Below are 25,236 nucleotides of genomic sequence, written 5' to 3' on the forward strand. Positions count from 1 at the left end.
CACGCTCATGCGGCCACCTCCGGTGCATGCGTCGCGGCGTACATCACATTCTGGGGCGTTGCCGTCGCGCGCGGCAGTTCCGCCGTAATCCGACCTTCTCGCACAACGAGCACGCGGTCTGCCATACCCATGACCTCCGGCAATTCGGACGAAATCATCAGCAACGCGACGCCCGTTCCGGCCAGCTCGGACAGCAGGCGGTGCACCTCGGCCTTTGTGCCCACATCAATGCCACGGGTCGGCTCGTCCACGATCAGCAACTTCGGTTTTGTGGCCAGCCACTTCCCGAGTACGACCTTTTGTTGATTTCCGCCGGAAAGCATTTGTGCCTCGGTGTCGAGGGCATACATTTTGACCTGCAATCGCGCCGCCCAGGTACGAGCGCTCGGCTCTTCGAGCGGTGCGATGATGAATCCGAATCGGGCCAGCTTGTGGCGGATCGCGAGAGTGATGTTGGTCTGGATGCCCGCCGTCATCGCCAGGCCCTGCTTGCGCCGGTCCTCGGGAACGAAGCCAATGCCCAGTCGCATCGCCGCCGCGGGGCTCGTCCGGGGCACGTCGATACCGCTCATTCGAACCGATCCCGAGTCGTAGGGGTCCACGCCGAACACTGCGCGGGCGATCTCACTTCGACCGGCACCGACGAGGCCGGCCAGGCAGACGATCTCACCCGAACGCACGGTGAAACTGACGTCCTGGAAAACTCCGGCGCTGGTCAGTCGCTCCACCTCGAGTACGGGTTCGCCGATCAGTGCTTCCTGCTTGGGGTACAGGTTGTCGACGCTTCGACCAACCATTTGATGGATGATCTCGTCTTCGGTCGTGCCCGTCGTGGCGTTCGTGGCGACGTAGCTGCCGTCCCTCATGACGGTGATGACATCGCAGAGTGCGAACACCTCGTCAAACCGATGGGAGATGAAGATGAGGCCCTTTCCCTCGCCGCGGAGCTGGCGTGCGATGCCCATTAAACGTTCGACCTCGATTCCCGACAGCGCCGCAGTCGGCTCGTCCATGACGATGACCTTGGCACCGACCGAGATTGACTTGGCGATTTCGACGACCTGCTGGTCTGCGATCGACAGTCCTCGCGCCTCGCGGTCGGGATCGATCGGCACGCCGAGCCTTTGCGTGAGCTCGCGAGTCTCGCGGCGCATTTTCGCGCGGTCGAGCGCGCCAAATCGGGTGTACGGCTGACGGCCAACGAAGAGGTTCTCGGCGACCGAAAGGTCGGGGAACAGCGTTGGCTCCTGGTAGATGACAGCGATGCCCGCGGCTTTTGCCTCGCGCGTGTTGTGAAAGTCGACGCTTTCCCCGTCCAGCAGAAATGTGCCAGCGTCGCGGCGATACAAACCGCCGATGATCTTGACGAGCGTTGACTTGCCCGCGCCGTTCTCGCCGATGACGGCATGGATAGAGCCGGCCTTGAGAACCAGCTCTGCGTTGACCAGCGCGGCCACCGCGCCGAAAGTCTTGGTAACGCCATGGAGTTCCAACAGTGCGGTGTCATTCATGCTGCGCTCACCTCGATTTCGATCACATAGGTACGGCTCTCGCCCGGCTCCAGTCGGGGCAACATGCCGTTGGCCCGTGCAGCGGCGCGGCCCTGAATTTCGGGGGTGTTTGCAGGTTCGAGACCCAGCACATAGTGCTTTGTGGCGGTCAGTTTCCATTGAAAGATCGCCGGTAGCGTCTGGGAGTGACGGAGGGTGAATGTCAATCCCCGGGCCGCGTTGGTCACCCGGGCGACGCGCTCATCGCCAGCGGTGTGGATATAGACCTGCTCGCGCGTGCCGGCCACGGGCTCACCGATTTCAGCCCGCTGATTGAAACCAGTAGCCGCGTCGGGGTCACGCGACGTTACGGAGGCGGCGGGGATGTCGATGACGGTCCCAGCGTCGAGCAGCGGCCACCCGAGGTTGACGTGGTAGAGCACCATGTGCGGGCTCACGCTCTCGCCCTCGTTTGTCACGGTGTCCTCGATCGTGAAGGAGGTGGACCCGACACGCGAGGTGATGCGGCGGCGCAGCACGAGATTCTCCTGGAATACGCCCGTCTGGCGTACTTCCCCGGCCACGGTGATCAGCTCGGGAGTCACTGTGACCTCTGTCACCCGCGCCGGTACGGCCCCGATGCGGCCGTGCATGCCGGAAACGCCATCCTCATCGTCTACGGGCGGGCCGAAGGTGTCGAGTCCACAGGTCGTGACTAGGCCACCGCCAAAGGTGCGGAGCCACCCTCGCCCGGCAGGCTCGAATGCGTCGGGACGCGTGATCCCAGTCGACGAGAGCCAGGCAAGCGGGATCCCATTAATGGTCGCGGCACCAATATCGAGGGCGCGGTCGGGATGAACGTCGAACTCGAACCCGCCGCCGTTCACCACTCGGAATCGGCGAGCACCACGTGCCGGACCATCCTCCTCAACGAAGCGATCGACGCGCGCGACCTGATCAAGCGATCCGACCCGGAGGAGGACCTGGTCGACCGGCGTTCCGAAGATTTCAGACAAGGCCCAGCTCCAGATTTCCGGGACCGAAATGCTTCAGGATGACGATGTCATCGGTTGCGCTGCGGTTGGTGATCGTGACGCCAGCACGGGCCGCCGATTCAGAGACGAAGAACTCGTCCTGGCTGAGTTGCCCGAAACGGATCAGCGTCGCTGCCTGCGCGTCGTGCACTCCGAAAGTGCCGCCGCCCTGAACAAAGAGGGCACCGTAGGCATCCTGGTCCCTGATCGTTACCGTTTGTCCTGGGCGTACCGTGAGCTCTTTGGCGCTAAAGGACGTGGAGCGAAAGACGATCCAGTTCTCGACATAGCTTGAACCGCCGTCGGCCGCTGACGTGGAGGTGCTGTACGGGAGCATGAACCGGTTGGGTACAAAATCGACGTCAAGATTCTTTTCCCAGTCCAAAAGGTCGAGAAGAAACTCATAGTCGCCGTGGTGCGTTGGTGGCACGTCCTTCCAGAGCAGCTCCTCGGGGACCTCCTGGTTGTTACTCCACGATTCGCACATTGCGAACACGTCGCTGGCGGATTGCGGCTCGTAGGTGCAGATGCTCGCCGGAGCGTGCAGAACACCCGCCGGAATGTCCCATCCCGTTCCAAGTTGAGTTCGGTATCCGAGCGACAGATCGGTGATGCGATTGTCGCCACCATCGGCGAAGCGCATGAGACGCTCCTTGACCTGGTCGCGGGTAGTGCCCGGTTGAAATCCGAAAAAGGAGATGGGTTGCAGGCCCAGGTTGTCGTTCATATGGGGTGAGTAGTAGTACGCCTCTGGCTTTCCTACCTTGTCGACGAGTGCGGCCTTCTCGTCAGAGTGGTGCACGTGGAAGGGCAGGGGCATCAGGTTGTCGTAGAACTTGGAGTACATCGTCCAGCCTCCGAAGCGGTCCCACAATCGCGACCCGATCAGGTCGGCCTTGTGGTGATCAACAAACTCATCGAAGGGCAGGAGGCCGCCGTCGGGGTCGACGACGAGGCTGAGACCCTCGTGGGCCCCGGTGAGTGGACCGTTGTCAGCGCGGATCGACGAGGCTAGCCAGCGCTCGTCAATGCCGCCGCGCCCGTGACCGAGCGGAAAATAGTCATCCGGGTGCAGTCGGATGCGCTTACCAGGAGTGCAAAAGGCACGGGGAACCCAGGCGGGTGCAAACCGAACAATTCCTTTGCCGGCTTCCAACGCACGATCGTACGCGGTTGCCGACGTGACGATATTTTCGTAGGCGTGAGAGGTCATCGGTGACACTCATCTTTCAGTTCGTGCATCACCCAGGAGGCGACACTGCCAACAGGACCGGTTCAATGAACCGCCTTTTGGGACAGTAACACCACCCTCGTTGTGCGTCAACATACTTATTCAACACACATTCGCTCTTACAAACTCCGGCAAAGAACTGCATTAGTGTTAGGTAACGCGAAAAGTTAACAGACAAGTCACAAAGAATCGAGACCGTGATGGCCACAACCGGAAGTACCGAATCCGAAGAGCGACGCCGGCAATTATTGGCCTCCCTTGAGCACGAGAACGTCATTCGACTAACCGAGGCCGCCGGGGCTCTGGGTGTCTCAGCCATGACCATCCGTCGTGATCTGGCCGATCTCGAGGCGGAAGGACTGCTGCGCCGCGTGCGTGGCGGAGCGATCTCGGTCATCGGCCCACGCCCCTTCGAAGAGCGGCGTTCCGTGCACTCGCGGGCGAAAGAACTCATCGCAGACAAAGCGCTGGCTCTCGTTCCACGTTTCGGTTCGATCGCTTTCGATGCGTCGACGACCGTTGGAACCATGGCGAGCAGGCTGGGTCCGAGGTCCGGTCTCATCGTGAGTACGAATTCCTATCCGACCTACGCGAGTCTCAAAGGAACCCTCGGAGTGAACCCCATTCTCATCGGCGGTGAGACGGAAGAATCAACGGACACGTTCGTAGGCCCGCTGGCGGTACAGGCCGCCCAGTCGTTGCGCTACGTCAGGTTCTTCGCATCGGCCAGTGCCGTCGACGCCACGTTTGGAACCACTGAGGTTTCGCTAGCCGAAGCGCAAATGAAGCAAGCCTTCGCTCGGGTGTCCAAGGAGATTGTGCTCTGCATCGACTCGTCGAAGCTGCACCAGCAGGCCACGGCGGCGTCCCTGGAATTGTCGAAGATTGCCATTCTCATCACCGAGCTCGACCCGGGCGACAGCCGGCTCGATGAGTTTCGAGATCGCGTCGAGTTGCGCTGAAGCAGCCACGAACGAGTCGTGACCTTTCGTGTGCTTATTTGTTATGTTTCACAACTGCGCACATTTAGCGTATGGTCATCCAGCAGACCACCTTCACCGACGCAGGAGCAGGAGCCAGAACGATGACGAACCGGACCGCGGCCGAACTGGTCGCTCGCAGCAACAGGCTGGGCAGCGATCCCAAGGTTACAAACTTCGCTGGTGGAAACACTTCCGCCAAGGGCACCGACACCGATCCCGTCACAGGCGAGCCGGTCGAATTGATCTGGATCAAGGGTTCCGGCGGCGACCTCGGCACGCTGGCCCCGTCCGGTCTTGCCGTGCTGCGCGTCGACCGGTTTCGCGCCCTGCAACACGTGTACCCGGGGGTGGAGCGCGAGGACGAGATGGTGGGAGCATTCGACTACTGCCTACATGGCACCGGCGGTGCAACACCGTCGATCGACACCGCGATGCACGCATTAGTCGATGCCCAGCACGTCGACCATCTGCACCCCGACTCGGGCATCGCGATCGCAACCGCCACCGACGGCGAAGCGCTCACCAAGAAGATTTTCGGCTCCAAGGTTCTCTGGGTACCGTGGCGCCGACCCGGATTCCAACTCGGACTCGACATCGCTGTGCTCCAGAAGCAAAATCCGGATGCCATTGGGTGCATCCTCGGCGGACACGGCATCACGGCCTGGGCCGAGACATCCACGGCATGCGAAGCAAACAGCCGCTGGATTATCGACACCGCCGAGGCCTACATCGATGCGAAGGGTTCGAATACACCGTTCGGTGCCGCAGTCGCCGCGAATACCGCGCTGCCACAGCACGACCGCCGAGCCAAAGCCGCCGCTCTCGTTGCCACGATTCGAGGCATCGCCTCGCAGGACAAGCCGATGGTCGGCCACTTCACCGACGACCCCCGCGTGCTGGAATTTCTCGGAAGTGCCAATGCAGCCAGACTTGCCGCTCTCGGCACGAGCTGCCCAGACCATTTTCTGCGGACCAAGGTCAAGCCGATGTTGCTTGATCTCCCGGCCGGAGCATCCGTCACAGCGTCTATCGAGCGACTGAAGACACTCCATGAGGCCTACCGCGTCGACTACGCCGCCTATTACGACAAGCATGCAGCCCCAGACAGCCCCGCCATGCGCGGCGCAGATCCGGCCATCGTTTTGGTTCCCGGGGTCGGAATGTTCAGTTACGGTGCCACGAAACAGACCGCTCGCGTGGCCGGGGAATTCTATCTCAACGCCATCAATGTCATGCGGGGCGCCGAGGCGCTCTCCACCTATTGCCCGATCTCCGACGCAGAGAAATTCCGCATTGAATATTGGGCACTCGAGGAGGCGAAGCTGCAGCGGATGCCCAAACCCAAGAGCCACCAGGGCCGGGTCGCCCTCGTCACCGGAGCGGCATCGGGCATTGGCAAAGCGATCGCTACACGGCTCGCGGCTGATGGCGCCTGCGTCGTCGTCGCGGACCTCGACCTGAAAAAGGCGCAGGCTGCGGCAGCGGAATTAGGTTCCGTCGATGTGGCCATCGGCGTCGCTGTCGACGTCTCCGACGCCGACGCTGTGAAAGCCGCGGTCGATGCAACGCTGATGGCGTTCGGCGGTCTGGATCTTGTCGTGAACAACGCCGGGCTGTCCATCGCGCGCTCATTGCTGGAGACTACTGAGGCCGAATGGGATCTGCTCCACAACGTCATGTCCAAGGGATCGTTCCTGGTCTCGCGCGCCGCAGCGAGCGCCCTCATCGAGCAGGGAATGGGCGGCGATATCGTCTATATCTCCTCGAAGAACTCGATTTTCGCTGGCCCGGATAACATCGCGTATTCGGCGGCCAAGGCCGACCAGTCCCACCAGGTTCGGTTGCTGGCTGCTGAGCTGGGCGGGTATGGAATCCGCGTCAACGGCATCAACCCTGACGGTGTCGTGCGAGGGTCCGGCATCTTCGCGTCGGGCTGGGGCGCTAATCGGGCCAAGACCTACGGCGTCAGTGAAGAGAACCTCGGCCAGTTCTACGCTGACCGAACCATATTGAAACGAGAGGTCATTCCCGAGAATGTCGCTGACGCCGTGTGGGTACTCACCGGCCCCGAATTGAGCCGCACGACGGGTGTGCACATTCCGGTCGACTCCGGCGTCGCCGCCGCGTTCCTGCGATGACCCGATGACCCGCGCAGCTGTCGCCGCAATCGATCTCGGCGCGACCAGTGGACGTGTCGTGGTCGGTCGCTTCGACGCTGACGCTGTGCGCCTCGACGTGGTCGAGCGGTTCTTGAACAATCCGGTGCGCTGCTGGGAGGGAACAACAGACGGGCTGCACTGGAACGTGCTCGAACTCTTTCGTTCTGCCCTGGTTGGCCTCCGCAAAGCGGTGATTGATGAGCCTGATCTGCGCAGCATCGGAATTGATGCCTGGGGGCTCGACTATGGGTTGTTGCGTGGCGGTGCGCTGCTCAGTAATCCCTACTCGCATCGCGACGAACGCACGATCGAGGGCGTGCGGGCGACCCATGAACTCATCCCTCAGAAGGAGCTGTATGCCGCCAGCGGCATTCAGTTCATGCCGATCAACACCGTCTATCAGTTCACCGCCGACCGGCTTGCCGGACGAGTGCAAGCTGGCGACACGGCCCTGCTGATTCCCGATCTCATGGGGTATTGGCTGACTGGCGTGCCTGTCGCCGAGCACACCAACGCCTCGACGACGGGTTTGCTGGACATTCACACGCGAGGTTGGTCGACCGAGATAGCGAACCGCCTCGGCTTCGCCGCAAGCCTGTTCCCGCAGCTGGTCGAACCTGGAACGATGCTCGGCCCACTACTACCGACCGTGCAAGCCGAGGTTGGCGGGCAGATCCCCGTTGTCACCGTGGGGTCACACGACACGGCCTCTGCGGTGGTCGGAGTGCCGGCCCGCGACGATGAATTCGCCTACGTCTCGTGCGGTACCTGGGCGCTCGCCGGAGTCGAACTGGAACGGCCCGTGCTCAGCGAGGCGGCCCGCGTCGCCAATTTCACGAACGAAAGCGGGCTGGACGGTCGCATCCGGTTTCTGCAGAACATCACGGGTCTCTGGCTGCAGTCGGAGAGCATCCGCACGTGGGAGCGAGCAGGACTTCAGATCGACCTTCCCGCACTCATCCGTGAGGCCGCGGCCCTCCGTCGCGGATCGGTGTTCGACGCCAACGATCCTCGCTTGCTCACGCCCGGCGACATGCCAGCTCGCATTGCGCAGTGCTGCGTCGAGGCCAATCAGCCCGTGCCGCGGACGCTTGCAGAGGTCACGCGCGCAATCAACGAGAGCCTGGCCGAGGCGTTTGCGCACACCGTTCGCACCGCTTCGGAGCTGTCGGGCAAGACTGTGAGGGCCATCCACATCGTTGGCGGCGGATCGCAAAACGCTCTCCTGTGCCAGTTGACCGCAGACCGCAGTGGACTGCCCGTGATCGCTGGTCCGGTCGAGGCAACCGCCCTCGGCAACGTGCTCGTGCAGGCGCGCACCGGGCGGCTCATCTCGGGCAGCCTCGAAGCGATGCGCTCCGTCATCACCCGGTCGGTGACGCTGCAGCACTACGCGCCGCGCGGGTGACATCGCGCCGAAATACGCCCGCATTGGAGGGGGTTGATCAAGCGTTTCTGGTGCACCGGCATATTCCGTCTCACAGACTCGGCGTTAATCGCACGACGCGACCACCGAACTGAATGGATCCCATGAGCAAACACCTTGTTGTTGGAGCCGGACTCATCGGCCGCCCCCTGGCCGAACGCCTCGCAGCGCGCGGCAACACCGTGACCATTGCCACCCGCTCGGGCTCGGCCGCCGCAGGCGCGTCCGCTGTGGTACTGGATGCGAGTGATCCGGCAGCTTTCACTCACGCCGCAGCGGATGCTTCCACCATCTTTCTCTGCACGAATCCGCCCTATACCGATTGGGCTGCACAATGGCCACCCGTCTACGAGGCGGTGATCGCCGCCGCATCCGCTACCGGTGCCAGGATCGTCGTGATGGGTAACCTGTATTCCTATGGGTCACCGACCGGCGCCATGACCGAACACTCAAGTGAGTCGACCACCGAAGCCAAGGGACTCATTCGCCGCGCGGGCTGGGCGAAGTTGCGCGCCGCGCATGACGTCGGCAACATTCGTGCTGTCGAGGTGCGGGCCAGTGACTACTTCGGGCCTGGGGCCACCGGCACCGCGCACCTGGGCGAAGCGTTTTTCACCGCTGTTCTTCGCTCAAAGACGGCTCATGTCGTGGGTAAGCCGAACCTCGCGCACAGCTGGAGCTACCTGCCCGACATCGTGACCACGCTCATCGCCGCGGCAGACTACACCGGCGAGTGGGGCCGAATCTGGCACGTTCCGAGCGGTACCTTCAGCCGTGTCGACATCGTTGGGCAACTCAATGCGCACTACGGCACGCGGGGAAAAGTCACCGGCTATCCGCAGGTGTTGCTGCGGTCCCTCGGAGTGGCCAATCCGATGATGCACGAAGTGTGGGCGTCGAGTTACCAGTTCGTGGTGCCGTTCGTCATTGATTCGACCGAGACCGAACGCGCACTCGCCGTCACCGCCACGCCGTGGAACGAGGCACTCATCGCGACGGCCGAGAGCTACCGCAGCAGGATTTGACGGCCGGGGGACGGCCTACGGGACGATCGGGGTGGATGGAAGTGGGTCCGTCGTGTTATAGGAGTCGTTCGAGAAGCTGTGAATCAGTCATGAAACTCTGTAGAACCCAATGCCCGCAGGCGAAAGTGGCGCGCACATTTCAGAGCGGATACTCCCCCGCGCGCCCCTACACCGCCTCGCGCCCAGCCTCCCATGACCATCCTTGCCACCGTGCTCTGGGCGCGGAAGCCGAGCGATTGCCTTTGAGGGCAGCCTCGGCCGACCCAACATCGACGAACGGCGAGTTTGCTGGCCGGCCGCAGTGGATGGGCGTAACCACGAGCGTTGTCACGCACTGGAGCGGAATACCCGCCACCCCCGGCGGTTGCACCCAGTAATGACTACCTCAACCCAGCCCCGCTCCCGCACCGCCCTCGTCGTCGGAGCCTCCGGCATCACCGGATCCGCCGTCGTCGACCAGCTCTCCGCCGAGGGCTGGAACGTGCTCGCCCTGGCCCGCCACGTCGGCCGTGACCTTCCCGGCGTGCGCTGGATCCAAGCCGACCTGCGCTCCCCCGCCGACCTGAAGCGAGCGCTGGCCCACGAGCTGCCCGATCAGGTGTTCTTCACGGCGTGGTCTCTCCAGGCAACCGAGGAGCTCAACATCGAGGTGAACGCCGGCATGGTGCGTGACCTCCTCGCCGCGCTCGCCCACGCGCCCGTTCGACATGTCGCCCTCGTTACCGGGCTCAAGCACTACCTTGGCCCGTTCGAGACTTTCGGGCAGGGCACCATGCCTGATACCCCGTTCAACGAAGACGAACCGCGCCTCGACGTGGCCAACTTCTACTACGCGCAGGAGGACGAGCTGTTCGCGGCATCCGCTCGCCAAGGATTCACCTGGTCGGTGCACCGCTCGCACACCGTGATCGGCCACGCGGTCGGCAACCTCATGAATATGGGTCTCACCCTCGCCGCCCAAGCTTCCCTGTGCAAGCATCTGGACATACAGTTCGTGTTCCCCGGCAGCGAGACGCAGTGGAACAGCGTCACCGACATGACGGATGCCACAATCCTCGCCGAACAGATGGTCTGGGCTGCAACAACGGATGCCGGCGCCAACGAAGCGTTCAACGTGGTCAACGGCGACGTCTTCCGCTGGCGTGCAATGTGGCCAAAGATTGCCGCTTATTTCGGCGTCGAACCGGAAGGATTCGTTGACGAGCCGCGAACACTCGACGTGCAGATGGCAGGCATGGAACCCGTCTGGACAGATATAGCAAGGGAACACGGCCTGATCGAGCCCGACCTGGGGCGCATCGCGTCGTGGTGGCACACCGATGCGGACCTCGGCCGCAACATCGAAGTCTTCACTGATATCACCAAAAGCCGCCTCGCTGGCTTCACACCGCACCACCGCACGGTCGACTCGTTCACGTCGCTGTTCGACCGCTACCGCGCCGAAAAACTCATCCCAGACGCTGCCATCTGAGAACGGCGTCGTGCCGTCCGGGTGCGGGACGGCAGGCGCGGCTCAGTCCGGTGGTCTTCCCGAAGCAGTGTCGTTGTCGCTCCCGGCCATCCCCCACAACCGCCCTCGGTGGTGTGTGCACAAAGAACAGAGCTCGGCGGGCCGTTGTGCCTGTATTCTTTTCGTATCGGCTGGGCTTCGCTACCCCCCGCGGAGGGAAGGTCGGGGGAATGCAGTTGGTCGGTCGCATCTTCGCGGCAGTGGTGGGCGTGGTCGGGCTTATCGTCTTGTTCGGGTGGTATGCCGGGAGCACAGTGTTGGCCAGCGGGCTCTTTTTGATGAAGCCGACCGCGGCGGTGGCACTCGTGCTTCTCTCGACCGCCCTGTTTGTAACTGACCATCGACGTCTCTCCGCAGTCCTCGCAGGGGCTGTGAGCGTAATTGGTGCCCTGTCATTTCTCGAAAACATTCTGGGTGTGCCATTGGGCGTCGATACCCTGCTCCCCAGTATCCCTCTGTCTGGGATCAATCCGATGATCGCGCCATCCACTGCCTTCTCTCTTGTCATACTGGGCGGCGCTGTACTCTTCAGTTCGTTTGCGCGAAGCACGCTCGCGCTCACACTCGCCGTCGGTACCCTGTGCGTCAGTCAAACCATGATCCTTGGGTACGTCTACGGTGTGTCTTCGCTGTACACCGTTGGCGGATATAGCAGCACGGCATTGGTCACGGCTGTGGGGATCGCGGTACTCTCCGCGGCCACATTGCTGCAGCATCCTTCCCATGGTTTAGCGGGGTTATCCCGGGATAGAGGCAGCGCGGGAAAGCTGCTCCGTCCGGCAATCCCGTTCTTCATTTTCGGTCCGTTCACCCTTGGCTTGCTCTGTCTGTGGGCGCAGCGCATGGGCTGGTTTAACACTGCTTTCGCCGTCGCGGTCCTCGTCCTCAGCATGACTATCCTCGGCTGCGCACTGACCTGGCTAGCGGCTCTGAGATTGCGACAACTCGACCGACAGCGGGAACGCGCACTGGCGAGGCTGGCCGAAACGAACCAGAGGCTCGAGACCACGGTCGCGTTACGAACCCACGAACTGGCAGAAACGGCTGATGCATTCGCGGCTATCGTTCGGCTGGCACCCGTCGGCATCGTCGAGCTCGATGCTCAGGGAGGGCTCCTCACCGCTAATGAACAGTGGCTCAGGCTCAGTGGATTGACCCTGGAAGAATCCATGGGTGAAGGCTGGGCCTCTGCTCTGCACCCCAACGACGTCGACCGGGTACTCATGGACTGGGGACGTTGTGTCTCTGCCGGAATCGGATACTCGACCACGATGCGTTTTCGCACGCCGGACGGGGAGATCAATTCCGCACAGGTCGTCACCACGCCGATGCGCGATGAAGGAACGGTGATCGGACACTTGGCCAGCGTCACGGATGTAACCGCACTTCGTGGCGCACAGGAATCGGAGGCGGCTGCCCGTGCGCGATTCGAAGCTGCCTTTGCCTGGTCGCCTCTGGGTACGGCGATCGTGTCACTCGACGGGCGTGTGCTGGAAGCGAACCGTCGCCTCTTCGAACTCGCGGGTCGGTCGACCGGAGTATTGGACGAACCAATCGAGTCGATGTTCATGCCGCTGGAATCCTCTCGCGCAGATGACCTCCCTTCCGGAGATTTTATGGACTCCCGTCAGCGCATTGATCGACGGATGTTCCGCAGCGACTCCGAGGATGCCTGGGTGAAGGTCAGCGTCGCTAAGATCCACGACGGCGACCACGTGGAGGGTCTTCTATACCAGCTGGAGGACATCACAGCCCGCCGGCTGGCAGAGGCCCGCGTGGAGCATCTGGCCTTTCACGATCCGCTAACGAACTTGCCGAACCGGCTACTCATGATGGATCGATTAACCCAAGCTCTTCGCCAGGCGGCACGCCACGGCACTGGAATCGCCGTGTTGTTCATCGATCTGGATCGGTTCAAGATCGTCAATGACAGCCTCGGACACCAATCTGGCGACGCAGTACTGACCGAAGTCGCCGCACGGCTGCTCCACGGTGTCCGGGCGACCGACACGGTAGCACGCATCGGCGGTGACGAATTCGTCATCATCTGTCCCGAAGTCGACAGCAGCCAGAACGTTACCCAGCTCGCGGATGCGCTCCAGAAGTCCCTCGCCGTGCCCATTCCACTCGGCGACGATATCGCGTCCATTGACGCTAGCATCGGCATCGCCTTCGGCGTCGGGCACGATGATCCGGAAGCGATCCTGCGCGCTGCGGATCAAGCGATGTACCTGGCTAAAAAACACGGTCGAGCGCGCTACGAGGTTTTCGATGATGATTTGCGCGGCCGGATCGACCGCAGACTCGACACCGAGATCACCCTGCGCAGTGCCGTCGACCTCAATCAGATCGAAACCTGGTATCAGCCGATTGTGGACCTGCGAGAACGGAGGGTCGTGGCCACCGAAGCTCTGGCGCGCTGGCGGCGCCCAGAGCGAGGGCTCGTGCTGCCCGGTGACTTCATCGCGATCGCCGAAGAGGTCGGCCTGATCAAGCAGATTGGCAGCACAGTCCTGGGACAGGCGTGCCGGGCTGCCGCTGCGTTAGACGGGACAATGGCCGTCAGCGTAAACGTCTCTCCGCGGCAGTTCGTGCGGGACGACTTCGGCGCGGTGGTCACACGAGCACTGATCGACTCTGGGCTGTCGCCAAAACGACTCTGGTTGGAGCTGACCGAGAGTGCGCTCGTTGAAGTGATCGACTCCGCCGCCAAGACATTCCAAGAGCTGCGCGATATCGGCGTGCGCCTAGCCATCGACGACTTCGGCACGGGCTATTCCTCCTTCTCTCACCTCCGGGATTTCGATGTCGACCTGCTTAAGGTAGACATGGCATTCGTGCGCAATATCGAAACCTCCGCACACGACCGAGCGATCGTGGACAGCGTCGTCCGATTGGCAGATTCCTTGAAGTTGGACGTTGTCGCCGAAGGAATCGAAACGACAGGGCAACTGGACCTTCTATTGAAAATGGGTTACCGCTTCGGGCAGGGCTACCTCTTTTCGAAGCCGTCTCCGAACGCATCTCCGGTCGTTCTCTTCGAGAACTTTCCCATGTCTCCAACCCCGTGACACTCTTGCAAGGATCACCAAGATAAGGCCGCCGTTGCCTTCTCGGTCACAGCATCACGTGTTGTCATCACGGTACCTTTCCCGCCAAACCCAAGTCCCGCGTGTGTGCCCGGGAACACCGTTTGAGAGGCAGTCCCAGTTTGAGAAGTCGGGGAAGTCGGGTACGTTTTAGATGTGGCTGAATGGTTCGGCGGCGTGCTCAGGGGAGGGCCTGGTGGTGGATCTAAACACTGCGGACGGCGCGAAGGTTGAATTTAGAATGAGCGACGACGGTGTCCTGCTCCTCCGCTGGCTGCCGGGCGTGCAGATAGAAGTTGAGGACGCGCGCGCGGCGATGGCGCAGGTCAATCACATGTGCCAGCAGGAACAGCATGCCATGCTCGTCGACATGGCAGCGGTCGCTTCGGTCAGCCGCGAAGCTAGGGCTATATGGTCAATTCCCTGTCGCGCCTCACGCATTGCTCTCCTAGGAAAATCGCCGGTGGACCGGGTACTGGCGAACTTCTTTCTGGGCGTGCACGTCCCGCCATGTCCGACCCGCTTTTTCACAGCGCGCAATGAGGCGATGGACTGGCTCATGGCCCATGTTTGAGCGTAGGAACGTCCACACGGAAACGCTATGAGCGCCGGGAATGGAGTTGAGGACCCACGCTTACAACAGTTGGTCGATGGTATTGTTCGTTTAGCTTCCGGCGCGCTGGGCTCCCGAATGACACCGTCGCCACGCGGAGACGACATCGATGCCGTGATCACCGGAGTTAATCTGCTCGCGGAGGAACTTGAGTATATTTACTCGGATTTGGAACAACGGGTGGCCGACCGAACGTTTATGTTGCAGCGCGCTCAGGCGGAACTGGAAGAGATGGCCAAGACGGATGCCCTTACCGGCTTGGCAAATAGAATCCTCCTCAACGAACGCATCCAGGAGGCAATCCTAGCTAGTGCGGACAGTGGCACAATTACGGCGGTCCTTGTTCTTGATCTGGATTCTTTCAAGGGTATTAATGACAGCCTGGGCCACGGTGCGGGCGACATCGTGCTGGTCGAAGTTGCTCGACGTCTTAGGTCCAGCGTCAGGGCTACCGATACCGTGGCGCGTCTGGGCGGGGACGAATTCGCAGTGGTAATAACGGGATCCTCGACAGACGAGATCTTACTCATCGCGCACCGGATATCGGAGCAGCTTCAGGATAGCGTGCGAGTTGGACCCGAAACGGTGTGGGCGATGGCCAGCATTGGGGTGTGCATCGGCAGTTCGGGGTATCCGCCCGAGGCGCTCATGCGTGATGCGGACATCGCCATGTATCAGGCGAAAGCGCAGGGTCGCAACAATGTCCAGCTCTTCCATCCCGACATGCTCGCTGCCGTCCGAGAACGCCTGCGCATAACCGCCGAACTACACAGCGCAGTTGCCAATGGCGAGCTAGCACTTTGTTACCAGCCCGTTGTCGAATTGGCCTCGGGAAAAGCCATCGGTCTTGAAGCCCTTCTGCGCTGGCATCACCCCGTACGCGGACTCATAATGCCGGACAGTTTCATCCGCATCGCTGAGGAAACCGGCCTGATCGTGGAGCTCGGCCAGTGGGTGCTCCATGAGGGAGTCGCCCAGTTGGGGCGTTGGAACGAAACCGCTCCTGATCTAACGGGCTTTCGCCTGCATCTCAATCTCTCCGCGGCCGAACTCCTTCGCCGAGATCTACTCGAAGACGTCAGGGATACTCTCGCCAGGAATGACGTGGCCCCAGGCCGCCTGGTATTGGAGATCACCGAGACCGTCTTGATGTCCAGGGGAACGGCAGAAGAACAGATCTTGACCGGGCTGCGGGATCTGGGGGTGGGCATGCAAATTGACGACTTCGGAACGGGATATTCCTCAATTAGCTATCTGCGCACTCTTCCCGCGGATACGGTGAAAGTGGATCATACCCTCATTGATGACCTAGTTTCCGACCCGCAGCAGCAAAAATTCGTTGCGGCCATCCTGCAGCTAATCTCCGCTGCCGGGCTGAAGGCCATTGTGGAAGGCATTGAAACTGCAGAGCAGGCTGCCCAACTTGAGGCCATGGGGTGCTTGTACGGGCAAGGTTTTTATTACAGTTATCCGCTGCCTCCCGAAGAAGTGTTGGATCAGCTTCGGAGTCTCTCTGAGCGTCTGTAGAATTTAGGAATGTCAAAGCTTTGGGAACGGATGCTGCTTGTACCAGCAGTAATGCGCCTCGCTTCCCGAGCTCCACGCGATCCGGTGGTCGGGTGGGATGGGTACTGGCGTGGCGTTCACGCCACAGGCCGCACGGGAGACGTGCTGTGGGACTCCGGGTCGTGGACCGAGTCTGCACAGTACTCCGACACGGTCAGAGCACATTTTGATCCGGCTTTGCCAGTGATTGACGTCGGGTGTGGCAACGGAACATACAGTCGCTGGCTTGCTGGACTTTTCCCCAATGTACTTGGTGTGGACGTTTCTTCTGGGGCTGTCGAGCGGGCGCGCCAAGAAACCACTGACCTCCCTAATGCCCGTTTCATGGTTTTGGATGCAGCGGGAGCCGGTGCGGGCGAGTTCTTACTCGAGCGGATGGGTCCCGCCAATGTTTTTGTCCGCGGGGTCTTCCACGTACTCAAGCCCAACAAACAGGCCAGCATGGCCGCCAACCTTCGAACTCTCACCGGCAGCAGCGGCCGCGTATTCCTCACCGAAACAAACTTCCGTGGAAACAGCCTTGAATACTTGCAGCATCTGGGCGCCACCCGGAGAAACATACCCCGACAGTTGCGGCGCGCTCTGGAAAACTTGCCTCGACCCGGGTGTTTCGGGGCGGAAGAAAGACTCAGCGCATTTTCGGATGCCGACTGGCAGCTCATCGAGGACGGGCCGGTGGACATCGAAGTTGTCCCCATGAACAGCGCTGGTCTCTCACAGCAGGTTCCGGGTTATTTCGCAGTTTTGGCCGGGGCTTGAAATGAAACTCATTGAGGTCTCGAACACCTCCCCGTCCGCTAGCTCTTTGGCAAAATCTAAACAGGTTAGCGACCCCGCTGTCCGTGCGGCAGATATTCTCCAATACAGAGGGGGGCAGCGTGCATTCTGAAGCGCACGAGACTTCCAGCGCGACAGTGAACTTGGTCCTGCGCTTCGTACGCGAGCGCGGTGGCGTTCAGGCGGTCACCGACGTGCTGGCGATGGCCGGGATCACTCAGCCGGTCGAGGAGCTCGAGGAAACGTCCACGTGGATCGGTTACGACACCCGTATTCGGCTGTTTGAGGCAGTGACGGACGTGCTCGGTCCGGGGACGATGTTCAAAATTGGTGAATCCGCCGCGGCGGATACGCTCCATCCGGCGATTGCCCAACTCCTGAGTGCTTTTGCCTCACCCCGGGCTGTCTACTACCAACTCCCGAGAATGGTGCCAAAATTTAGCACCACGTCTTCGTTGACACTCGTCAATGTTGGTGCCACGGAGGCGACGCTGAATTTTCGTCTCCATGATGGCTACGCTCCGTCTCGGCTGGATTGCGAGTATGCGCAGGGCCTGTTCTCGGCCGTTCCACGGATCTTCGGGCTGCAATCGGCGCATATCGTGCATGACGAGTGCCAGTTCGACGGAAATTCGGCTTGCGTCTACCACGTCACGTGGTCCCGGCGACTCCACTGGTGGTCCTGGAAAAACGGCCGGCGTGCGGCCGATCGCGGCTTCGCGGCGTTACGCGAACAGATTCAGCAGATACAGCTTGTAGAGGCCGATCTCGTCAACAGTGACGACATTGATGAGGTCATTGCCCGCATAGTGAGCCACGCCTCAGCAGCGGTTCTGGCACCGTCTCATATCTTTGTTCGACGGTCGATTCACGGTGAGACGCCACTCCTGCACTTTTCGGGTCTTGCCGATGATCAAGCAGCGGATCTCGCGGAGCGTCTGTTGAAGGGCGACAGCCTCGGTAGTTCGGCTGTAGTCGTCGATGTGGCGTCAACTCGCCGGATTCACGGGCGCCTCGCGGCGCTGTATCCCACGGGACAGAAGCCCATGGATGCCGATCGGGCACTTCTGGAAGCCTACGCCAGTCACGCGGCGGCAGCCCTTGACCTTTTCACTGCGGTCGAGGACAGCCGCCGCGAAATGGGGCGGTCTGCGGCACTTCTCCAGTTGGCTCAGGAGCTGGCCACGGCTGAGAGCACGACGGGCGTCGCCGAGATCGTCGCGGAGGCCCTGCCGACCATCGTCGCGTGTGACGCCTCGGCGGTCTTGCTCTGGGACGCGGAAAGCGCGTCGCTGATGACTGTCGCCTGTGCTGGTTTTGATCCGGTGGAGCGGGACGTGCTGCTCGCAACGCCGATTCCGGCCGCAACGACTCCCGAAGTGATCGGGCTGCTTACTTACCGTTCACCCATCCTGATCACGGCGAAGGAGGCCAGCCCCGTGTTAGGGGAGTTGTTCGGTGCAGTGGGGACGCCCAATATTATCGTCGTCCCGCTCGTGGACGGCGATCTTATGTTGGGGATCGCCGTCGCTGTGTGGCGTCGCCACCTTACGCCCGAGGCAGAACAAGCAGCGCTAATCCGAAGCGTTGGGGTGAGTACCCAAGGTGTAACGGCGCTACAAAATGCCCGATTGCTCGCGACCGTGCGGCACCAGTCCCTGCACGATTCCCTCACCGGGTTGCCCAATCGAGTGCTGTTCGCCGAGCGGCTGGAAAAAGCGCTCGGCGACAATCGGTCCGCTCAGGGCACGGGAACGGCGGTCATGGTCTGTGACCTGGACAACTTCAAGAAGGTCAACGACGACTTCGGGCATGGCGCCGGCGATGAACTGCTCCGCCAAGTCGCTGCGCGTCTACGCTCACTCGTGCGTCCGGAGGACACTCTCGGCCGCCTCGGCGGCGACGAATTTGCATTGCTCTTCACCAATGTTTCGGGTAAGTCGACGGCACTGGACATGGTCGGGCGCATGGTCGACAGCCTCAATCTGCCGTTCCATCTTGACGGCCGAGACTTGAGAATCTCCACGAGTGTTGGCGTGGCGTTTTATCCGGGCGAGGGTGGTCGTGGCGAAAGGCTCCTCGCTGCAGCCGATACTGCGATGTATGAGGCCAAGAAGACGGGCCGCAACCAGATTGCGATATCTGGAGACACCGTATCGGCTTCGGCGGAGGTGTCCCTTGAGGCCGAGCTCTCCGTTGCTTTAGAACGAAACGAAATGTCGCTGTACTTCCAGCCAGTTGTCAACATCTCCGCTGCCGGTAGCGTCAGCATAGACGGCGCCGAGGGGCTGATTCGCTGGAATCATCCCCGCCTTGGGCTGTTGTCGCCGGCCGCATTCCTGCCCCTTGCGGAGGAGACCGGAATAATCAGCCAACTGGATTTGTGGGCGGTGGGGAACGCCTGCGCGGCGCTGGCTGGTTGGGCGCAGCCAGGACAGGAGCCGTTGCACGTCGCCGTCAACCTCGCGAGCGCGACGCTAGTCGACCCCAGGCTGTTGTCGACAGTGCGGGACGCCCTCGCCGAGCACCATCTCTCACCAGGACGTCTCATTCTTGAAGTCGTCGAAAGCCGTGCTCTAATCGACCTCCCCGGTGTCATCGAACAGCTCACGGCGCTTCGCCAGCTGGGCATCCGAATTTCTCTCGATGATTTCGGTACCGGTTTTTCCACGCTCGCGTGGCTTAATTCACTGCCGATCGACCAGATCAAGATCGATCGCACCTTTATTATGAATGTTCCGGCCCCGTCTTCTGTCGCGCTCGTTCAGGGAATTCTTGCGCTCGCGCACAAGCTCGATCTCGAGGTAGTGGCCGAGGGTGTGGAGTCCCTCGACCAGCTCGCCACTCTTCGTGAATCTTCCTGCATACTGGTGCAGGGATACCTCCTCGGCCGCCCTACTGCAGTTTTCGAACCTGCATTTCTTGAAAAAGCGATGAATCAAAATCTGGAAATGCTCGGGGCCAACAGCACCGTCGCTAGCGGGAGCGCCCCGGTCTAATCGTCAGCGGCGGTACCTGGTCATGCTCCGCGCGGCGCCCCCGATCATCGCGAGCTTGCAGATGTGGTCCGCCCGCGCCGGCGCCATCGAGCTGCGCACGAACCGCGAGGCAATCGAAAGGTTGATGCGGGTGCCAATTCGGAACACGCCCGCTCCGGAGCCGATCTGAAGTCGAGCTCGACGGTCCAGATCGCTTTCCTGACCAGACCGTGCGACGGATCTCGGTGCCGGGCTCCAGGCATCCGCTGTGATCTCCGCCCCCCCGGCAGATGCATCAACCCGGAGTGAGGACGCAGAACTCGTTGCCCTCGGGGTCGGTGAGCACCACCCACGGCACATCGCCCTGTCCTATGTCAGCATCCATCGCGCCGAGAGATCTCAACCTGGCGAGCTCAGCCGCCTGATCATCGCGAAGGTACGGACGCAGGTCGAGGTGGACGCGGGTCCACACGGCGATGTCGGGGACGCGAACGAACTCCAGATAGGGGCCGACCTTCGCGGCCGATCGCAGCCGTGCAGAATCGTCGGTCACCTCGTGCAGGGTCCAGTCCATCGCCCCGTTCCAGAATTGGGCCATCCCCCGCGGGTCCGCACAGCTGACCACCACCGCGGCGATCGGCCCCGTATCCGCGTAGATCTCCCGAGGCTCGAGCACGCAGAACACGTTGCCCTCCGGGTCGGCCAAAACCGTCCACGGCACGTCGCCTTGACCTATATCAGCGGATGTCGCTCCCAACGCTTTCAATCGCACGACCAGTTCCTCTTGATGAGCCAAGGAAGAGGTGGCGAGGTCGAGGTGTGCGCGATACTTCACCGCTTCGGGATCTGGAACCGTGACGACGTCAACGCAGACGGCGGCCGGATCCGGCAAAACCAAGCCGGGCGGCTCGACGTTAGTCACGCCCGGACCTTCGCTGGAAACGCCCCAGCCGAGCGCATCCGCCCAAAACCGGCCGAGCGCCGAGTCATCTCGAGCCTTGAAATTCACCTGAACCAGTCGAAGGGCCATGGCGCCCAAGCATATTCGCCGACCGCATTCGAGACCAGATAGTGCCCAAGTCAATCCGTTCGTGCCGGTCCGGCCCCGCTGACCGGATCCCCTCGAGTACCGCAGCGAACAACATGGTGCGTCCAGAGCTCCTCCTAGTGAGCGCGGACCACGATGGTCCGACCCAATCACAGGAGGTCAGGTCTCATGGCACTTCACACCCAGCAATCGCTGTCCGGATTCATCGCCTTAGACCCGCAACAAACGGTCACCGAGAACGGCGACACCGCTTCTACGTGCGCGTGGGCCAGCCGCACTTCCGTCCCGCATACAAAGTGGCAGCTTCACCGCCCTCGAGCCAACGTTCCACGATCGGGTCGCCTACCGCGCCACCGCCGAACGAGCGCTCACCCGATTCGCCAACGGCGACAGCTTTGTCGCCGAAGGGTATGTGCGCGCGTTCCAGATCGAGCGCGACGGCGAAGTCATTCAACGCTAAGAGTTCGTCGCGAAGAAGATCGGCCACGACCTCGCGCGCACCAACTATTCCGTCAATCGCACCCTTAGCACAGGTTTGAACACAGGGGTCGAGCGCGAGGTGGAAGCGGCACACACCGGCACGGTTGGAGCGCGACCGGCTGACCCGGCAGACCGCGTGGCCAGGAGAACCTCCGGCGGAGCCCGTCGAAGACGTCGTCATCGGCGATCGCGACGAGGACGTCGTGGAATTCGTCGTCGACGACGTGGAAAGGCGACGCGAGGCCGAAGCTCGTACCAATGCTGGGCCCGATTTTCACTGATTCGTCTATGGACATCCGGGTCAGTACGACTCGTCGTGGGCTCCCCCCATCGTGGCCCTGCGCCCTTCCTGATGAACCGCTGGGATTTGAACCCAAAGTCCCGCCCAGTCGCAGCCTGGCGAGAGGGGAAGATGCCACACGGATGTCGTAATCGCCGTGGTTCTGGACTGGGTGCACGATAGGAGCGCCGGCTACGCGCGCCCGTGCGAGGTGCGCGAGCGCCGAGTAACCGAGTCGAGGGTGACCGCCAGTAGGAGCACGATGCCGGTGACGATGAAGCGGAAGGACGAGTCCAGGTTCAACAGTGTGAGTCCGCTCGAGATGGACTGGATCACCAGGATTCCGAGGAGAGCGGCGAAGGCCGTGCCACGACCGCCGAACAGGCTAGTGCCACCGATCACCGCGGCCGCGATCGCGTTGAGGTTGACGTCGCCCGTTCCGCTGCTCTGGCTGGCTGCCGCGAGACGCGACGCCGCGAGGATGCCGCCGACGGCCGCGAGGGTGCTGCAGGCCATGAACACCGAGGTATAGATCCAGTGCACGTTGATCCCCGCGCGCCGCGCGGCCTCGACATTGCCTCCGACTGCATATACCGAACGGCCCCACTTAGTTCGGGTGAGCATGTAGTGCATCAGGAGAACAAGCGCGACGAAGAACACGAACATCCAGCCGATGCCCCGGGCTTGGTTGAGATACCAGACCGCGAACCCGAGGCCCACGAGCAGGGCAATGCTTTGCACGGCGATGACGGAGGTGGCCTGGGCCGACAGGTCGGCGGCGCGGCGCTCCCTCGCTCGCGAGTAGCCGACCAGAAACAGACTGCCCGTTGCCGCGACCACCATCACGTACGACAGCCAGGCCGGAACGAAAGCGAGCTGGGCAAAGTAGACGAGTGGCGATTCGAACGGCAGGTTGATGGTGCCCTGGCCTTTGAGCACGAACAGCTGTAGTCCCAGAAAACTCAGCAGCCCAGCGAGTGTGATGACGAAGGCCGGCACACCGAACCGATTGAAGATCTGGCCGTAGAGCCAGCCAATGGCCGCGCCGGAGAGCACCGCGAGCAGCACGGCCAGCCAGATATTCCACCCGTTGGTCACAAATGCGATGCCGAGCACGGCCGACGATAGACCGCTTACCGAACCGATCGACAGGTCGATTTGGGCGACGAGCAGCACACACACGATCCCGAGGGCGATGACCCCGACGGCTGCGGATTCCATTAACAGGTTGACCAGGTTCGCGCTGGAGAGAAAACCCCGGTTCAGAATCTGCAGCACGGTCCAGATGATGGCCAGTCCGGCCACGACGGGGAGAGCGCCCAGATCACCACCCCTGACTTTGTCGAGGAAGCCGGGAATGATGCCACGCAGGCCCAGACGGTTCTGCAGCCGTTCGTCCTGCAGATCGCTCGGCAGTGTGGCATGGAGTGTCGAGGTGATCATGAGCGGGTGACTCCTTTGTCAGCGGATGCGGAGCGAAGGTCGATCTGGGCGGTGCGGCGGGTGACGGCGTTGTCAGTAGCCCCAGTGATGGCAGCGATGATCTCTTCCGGCGATACCTCGCCGACGACAAAATCGCCGTTATTGCGTCCGAGGCGCAGCACGACCACGCGGTCGGCGACGGCTCGCACGTCGGCCATGTTGTGGCTGATCATGATGACTCCGAGGCCGCGCTCACGAAGCCGCTCGACAAGGTTGAGCACCTCCGCAGTTTGCGCTACTCCCAATGCCGCAGTCGGTTCATCGAGGATGATCACCTTCGGGTTCCCGAGCAGGGATCTGGCTATCGCCACGGTCTGGCGCTGGCCACCGGAGAGGGAGGCCACCGGGATGCGCACAGACGGGATCTTGGCCGAGAGCTGGCGAAGCAACTCCCAGGACCGGGTTTCCATAGCGGCTTCGTTGAGACGGCCAGGGCGAAGTTCGCGGCCGAGAAAGAGGTTGTCGATCACGTTGAGGTTGTCGCACAGCGCGAGGTCCTGAAAGACCGTGGCGATTCCGAGGTGCAGTGCTGCGGTCGGGTCCGGAATCGAAACGGGGTTCGATTCAAAGGTGATCGTTCCGGAGTCGGGCAGATGCACACCCGAGAGGACCTTCACCAGAGTGGACTTTCCGGCACCGTTGTCGCCCACAATAGCGACGACTTCGCCCGCTGCCACATCGAGGTTGATATCGGTGAGCGCCGCGACGGCGCCAAAGCTTTTGTTCACATTCCGCAGGGACAGGAGGCGGGTAGTCACGGCCTGCGGTGCTGGGCTGGATGTCGACATTGGGGTCCTCGGGGATGCTCGTCATTGAGTGAGAGGGCGGGCGCTACTAGATACTCGCGCCCGCCCGGGAAAAACGCTGTTATTCGATACCTGCCGCAGTGCAGGCGGCCGTATACTCGGCCGTGCAGACATCCGCCGCAGTCATGATCTTCCTGTCGAACAGAATCTTCTTGATGTTGTCGAGAGTGACGACCTCAGGAGTGAAGAGCTGCGAGGGAGTGTCGTAGAGGGTGGTTTCACCCTTCACGGCGTCGCCCTTGGCGAAGGAATAGGCCACTTCGGCAGCGGCATTGGCCACGATGCTGATCGGCTTGGAGATGGTGTTGAACTGCGTTCCAGCAAGGATACGCTGCGCCGCAGCGACCTCGGCGTCATTGCCCGTAACCGGTGGGACTGTTTTTACGCCGCCGGCCTTGAACGCCGCGATGGCGCCGCCGCCTGTGCCGTCATTCGCGGCCACAACACCGACGATCTGGTCGCCGAACTGGGTGATCTGGCCGCTGGCCCATTCCTGAGCTTTGGCCGGATCCCACTCGGGAGTGTCGTATTCGGCGAGGACCTCGATGCCGCTGGAATCGACGGCCTTGTGAATTCCACTCTTGATGAGACCGGCCGCCGCGTCGGTCGGCGACCCGTTAATGATCAGGATGCCGCCGGTGGGGGTGCCGAGGTTGTCGACCAAGGACTGGGCGATCTTCTCGCCGATGCCCTCGTTGTCGAACGAGACGTAGTAGTCGGCCTTTTGATCCGGGATCGGACGGTCATAGGCGATGATCGGAATCTCCGCGGCGTTTGCGGCCACCACAATGCTCGCGGCAGCCTTCGAGTCGACCGCGTCGATCACGATGGCGTCGACGCCCTGGGCGATTGCGGAGTTGGCTTGCTGCTGCTGGGTGTCGGCGCTGGCATCAGCGTTGGAGTAGATGACCTCGCAGGTGGGGCACAGTTCAGCCATCTTCGCTTCGAAAAGTGGGCGGTCCTGTTGCTCGTAGCGGGTCGAGGCCAGGTCCGGCATCAGGAAAGCGATCTTGTATGCGCCGTCCGTAGAGGCCGAGCCCGCCTGCTCGACGCAGGCCGTGAGAGCAGATGCCGCGAGCATGGTCGTAAGACCGGTGATCGCAATGCGGGTGTAGAGCTTCTTCATTGAAATTCTCCTTGGTGTGGTGATCCGGCCATCGCGATGCTGCGTACCGATTCTGTCATCAACGTGGCGAGAATAACACTGAAAAGGTTATTTACGCCATAGCAAATGTTATTTTCAGTCAACATTTTGATCA

At 61.8% G+C, this 25,236-nt stretch carries 19 protein-coding genes; 11 read left to right on the forward strand and 8 right to left on the reverse strand.

What is annotated here, in order from left to right:
• Positions 1-5: 5 nt before the first annotated feature.
• Genes QMF22_RS14860 through QMF22_RS14870 form a run of 3 tightly spaced genes read right to left on the reverse strand, consistent with a single transcriptional unit; the run spans position 6 to position 3,737 of the window.
• Positions 6-1,511, reverse strand: coding sequence for a sugar ABC transporter ATP-binding protein (locus QMF22_RS14860; protein ID WP_283454989.1), 1,506 nt, complete (start codon positions 1,509-1,511; stop codon positions 6-8).
• A complete protein-coding gene (locus QMF22_RS14865; RefSeq protein ID WP_283454992.1) occupies positions 1,508-2,506 on the reverse strand; it encodes an aldose 1-epimerase family protein in 999 nt (332 codons plus the stop codon). The genes QMF22_RS14860 and QMF22_RS14865 overlap by 4 nt, the downstream gene beginning before the upstream one ends.
• Positions 2,499-3,737 carry a cupin domain-containing protein gene (locus tag QMF22_RS14870; protein ID WP_283454993.1) on the reverse strand — a complete coding sequence of 413 codons (1,239 nt, stop codon included), beginning with the start codon at positions 3,735-3,737 and terminating at the stop codon, positions 2,499-2,501. Before QMF22_RS14870 ends, QMF22_RS14865 begins: the two co-directional genes overlap by 8 nt.
• Before the next feature lie 218 nt (positions 3,738-3,955).
• Between QMF22_RS14870 and QMF22_RS14875 the strand changes: the two genes are divergently transcribed.
• The 10 genes from QMF22_RS14875 to QMF22_RS14920 all read left to right on the forward strand — a co-directional run bounded on the left by QMF22_RS14875 (position 3,956) and on the right by QMF22_RS14920 (position 19,902).
• A complete protein-coding gene (locus QMF22_RS14875) occupies positions 3,956-4,717 on the forward strand; it encodes a DeoR/GlpR family DNA-binding transcription regulator (RefSeq protein ID WP_283455043.1) in 762 nt (253 codons plus the stop codon).
• A gap of 122 nt (positions 4,718-4,839) precedes the next feature.
• Positions 4,840-6,876, forward strand: coding sequence for a bifunctional aldolase/short-chain dehydrogenase (locus QMF22_RS14880; protein WP_283454995.1), 2,037 nt, complete (start codon positions 4,840-4,842; stop codon positions 6,874-6,876).
• Positions 6,877-6,880: 4 nt separating this feature from the next.
• Positions 6,881-8,305, forward strand: coding sequence for a rhamnulokinase (locus tag QMF22_RS14885; RefSeq protein ID WP_283454996.1), 1,425 nt, complete (start codon positions 6,881-6,883; stop codon positions 8,303-8,305).
• Between the two features lie 122 nt (positions 8,306-8,427).
• Positions 8,428-9,348, forward strand: coding sequence for an NAD-dependent epimerase/dehydratase family protein (locus QMF22_RS14890; RefSeq protein ID WP_283454998.1), 921 nt, complete (start codon positions 8,428-8,430; stop codon positions 9,346-9,348).
• A 376-nt stretch (positions 9,349-9,724) separates the two neighbouring features.
• Entirely contained in the window at positions 9,725-10,819 is a 1,095-nt protein-coding gene (locus QMF22_RS14895; RefSeq protein ID WP_283455000.1) for an SDR family oxidoreductase, read from the forward strand.
• A gap of 209 nt (positions 10,820-11,028) precedes the next feature.
• A complete protein-coding gene (locus tag QMF22_RS14900) occupies positions 11,029-13,929 on the forward strand; it encodes an EAL domain-containing protein (RefSeq protein ID WP_283455002.1) in 2,901 nt (966 codons plus the stop codon).
• A gap of 259 nt (positions 13,930-14,188) precedes the next feature.
• Positions 14,189-14,521, forward strand: a complete 333-nt coding sequence (locus tag QMF22_RS14905) for a DUF7793 family protein (protein ID WP_283455004.1) — start codon at positions 14,189-14,191, stop codon at positions 14,519-14,521.
• A gap of 27 nt (positions 14,522-14,548) precedes the next feature.
• Complete coding sequence (locus QMF22_RS14910) at positions 14,549-16,087, forward strand: putative bifunctional diguanylate cyclase/phosphodiesterase (RefSeq protein WP_283455006.1); 1,539 nt, start codon at positions 14,549-14,551, stop codon at positions 16,085-16,087.
• A gap of 9 nt (positions 16,088-16,096) precedes the next feature.
• Positions 16,097-16,885, forward strand: coding sequence for a class I SAM-dependent methyltransferase (locus tag QMF22_RS14915; RefSeq protein WP_283455008.1), 789 nt, complete (start codon positions 16,097-16,099; stop codon positions 16,883-16,885).
• Between the two features lie 119 nt (positions 16,886-17,004).
• The gene (locus QMF22_RS14920) at positions 17,005-19,902 is read left to right on the forward strand and encodes a putative bifunctional diguanylate cyclase/phosphodiesterase (protein WP_283455010.1); all 2,898 of its coding nucleotides are present in this window, start codon (positions 17,005-17,007) and stop codon (positions 19,900-19,902) included.
• 274 nt (positions 19,903-20,176) lie between these two features.
• Here the strand turns inward: QMF22_RS14920 and QMF22_RS14925 are convergent, their stop codons facing one another.
• Together QMF22_RS14925 and QMF22_RS14930 are read right to left on the reverse strand one after the other, a co-directional pair.
• Positions 20,177-20,911 (reverse strand): VOC family protein, encoded by a 735-nt coding sequence (locus QMF22_RS14925; protein WP_283455012.1) that lies wholly within the window; start codon positions 20,909-20,911, stop codon positions 20,177-20,179.
• Between the two features lie 271 nt (positions 20,912-21,182).
• Positions 21,183-21,416 carry a hypothetical protein gene (locus QMF22_RS14930; RefSeq protein ID WP_283455014.1) on the reverse strand — a complete coding sequence of 78 codons (234 nt, stop codon included), beginning with the start codon at positions 21,414-21,416 and terminating at the stop codon, positions 21,183-21,185.
• A gap of 97 nt (positions 21,417-21,513) precedes the next feature.
• On the opposite strand from QMF22_RS14930, the gene QMF22_RS14935 reads away from it, so the two are divergent.
• On the forward strand, positions 21,514-21,690 hold the full coding sequence (locus tag QMF22_RS14935; RefSeq protein ID WP_502846967.1) for a hypothetical protein: 177 nt from the start codon (positions 21,514-21,516) through the stop codon (positions 21,688-21,690).
• A gap of 191 nt (positions 21,691-21,881) precedes the next feature.
• Here QMF22_RS14935 and QMF22_RS14940 read toward each other — a convergent pair whose 3' ends face one another.
• The 3 genes from QMF22_RS14940 to QMF22_RS14950 all read right to left on the reverse strand — a co-directional run bounded on the left by QMF22_RS14940 (position 21,882) and on the right by QMF22_RS14950 (position 25,103).
• Positions 21,882-23,132, reverse strand: a complete 1,251-nt coding sequence (locus tag QMF22_RS14940) for a sugar ABC transporter permease (RefSeq protein WP_283455016.1) — start codon at positions 23,130-23,132, stop codon at positions 21,882-21,884.
• Positions 23,129-23,959, reverse strand: a complete 831-nt coding sequence (locus QMF22_RS14945; RefSeq protein ID WP_283455018.1) for an ATP-binding cassette domain-containing protein — start codon at positions 23,957-23,959, stop codon at positions 23,129-23,131. The genes QMF22_RS14940 and QMF22_RS14945 overlap by 4 nt, the downstream gene beginning before the upstream one ends.
• A gap of 79 nt (positions 23,960-24,038) precedes the next feature.
• Positions 24,039-25,103: an ABC transporter substrate-binding protein gene (locus QMF22_RS14950; protein WP_283455020.1), complete on the reverse strand. Its 1,065-nt coding sequence runs from the start codon at positions 25,101-25,103 to the stop codon at positions 24,039-24,041.
• Positions 25,104-25,236 lie beyond the last annotated feature (133 nt).

Source organism: Cryobacterium sp. PH31-L1 (assembly GCF_030063145.1).
Taxonomy (GTDB): domain Bacteria; phylum Actinomycetota; class Actinomycetes; order Actinomycetales; family Microbacteriaceae; genus Cryobacterium.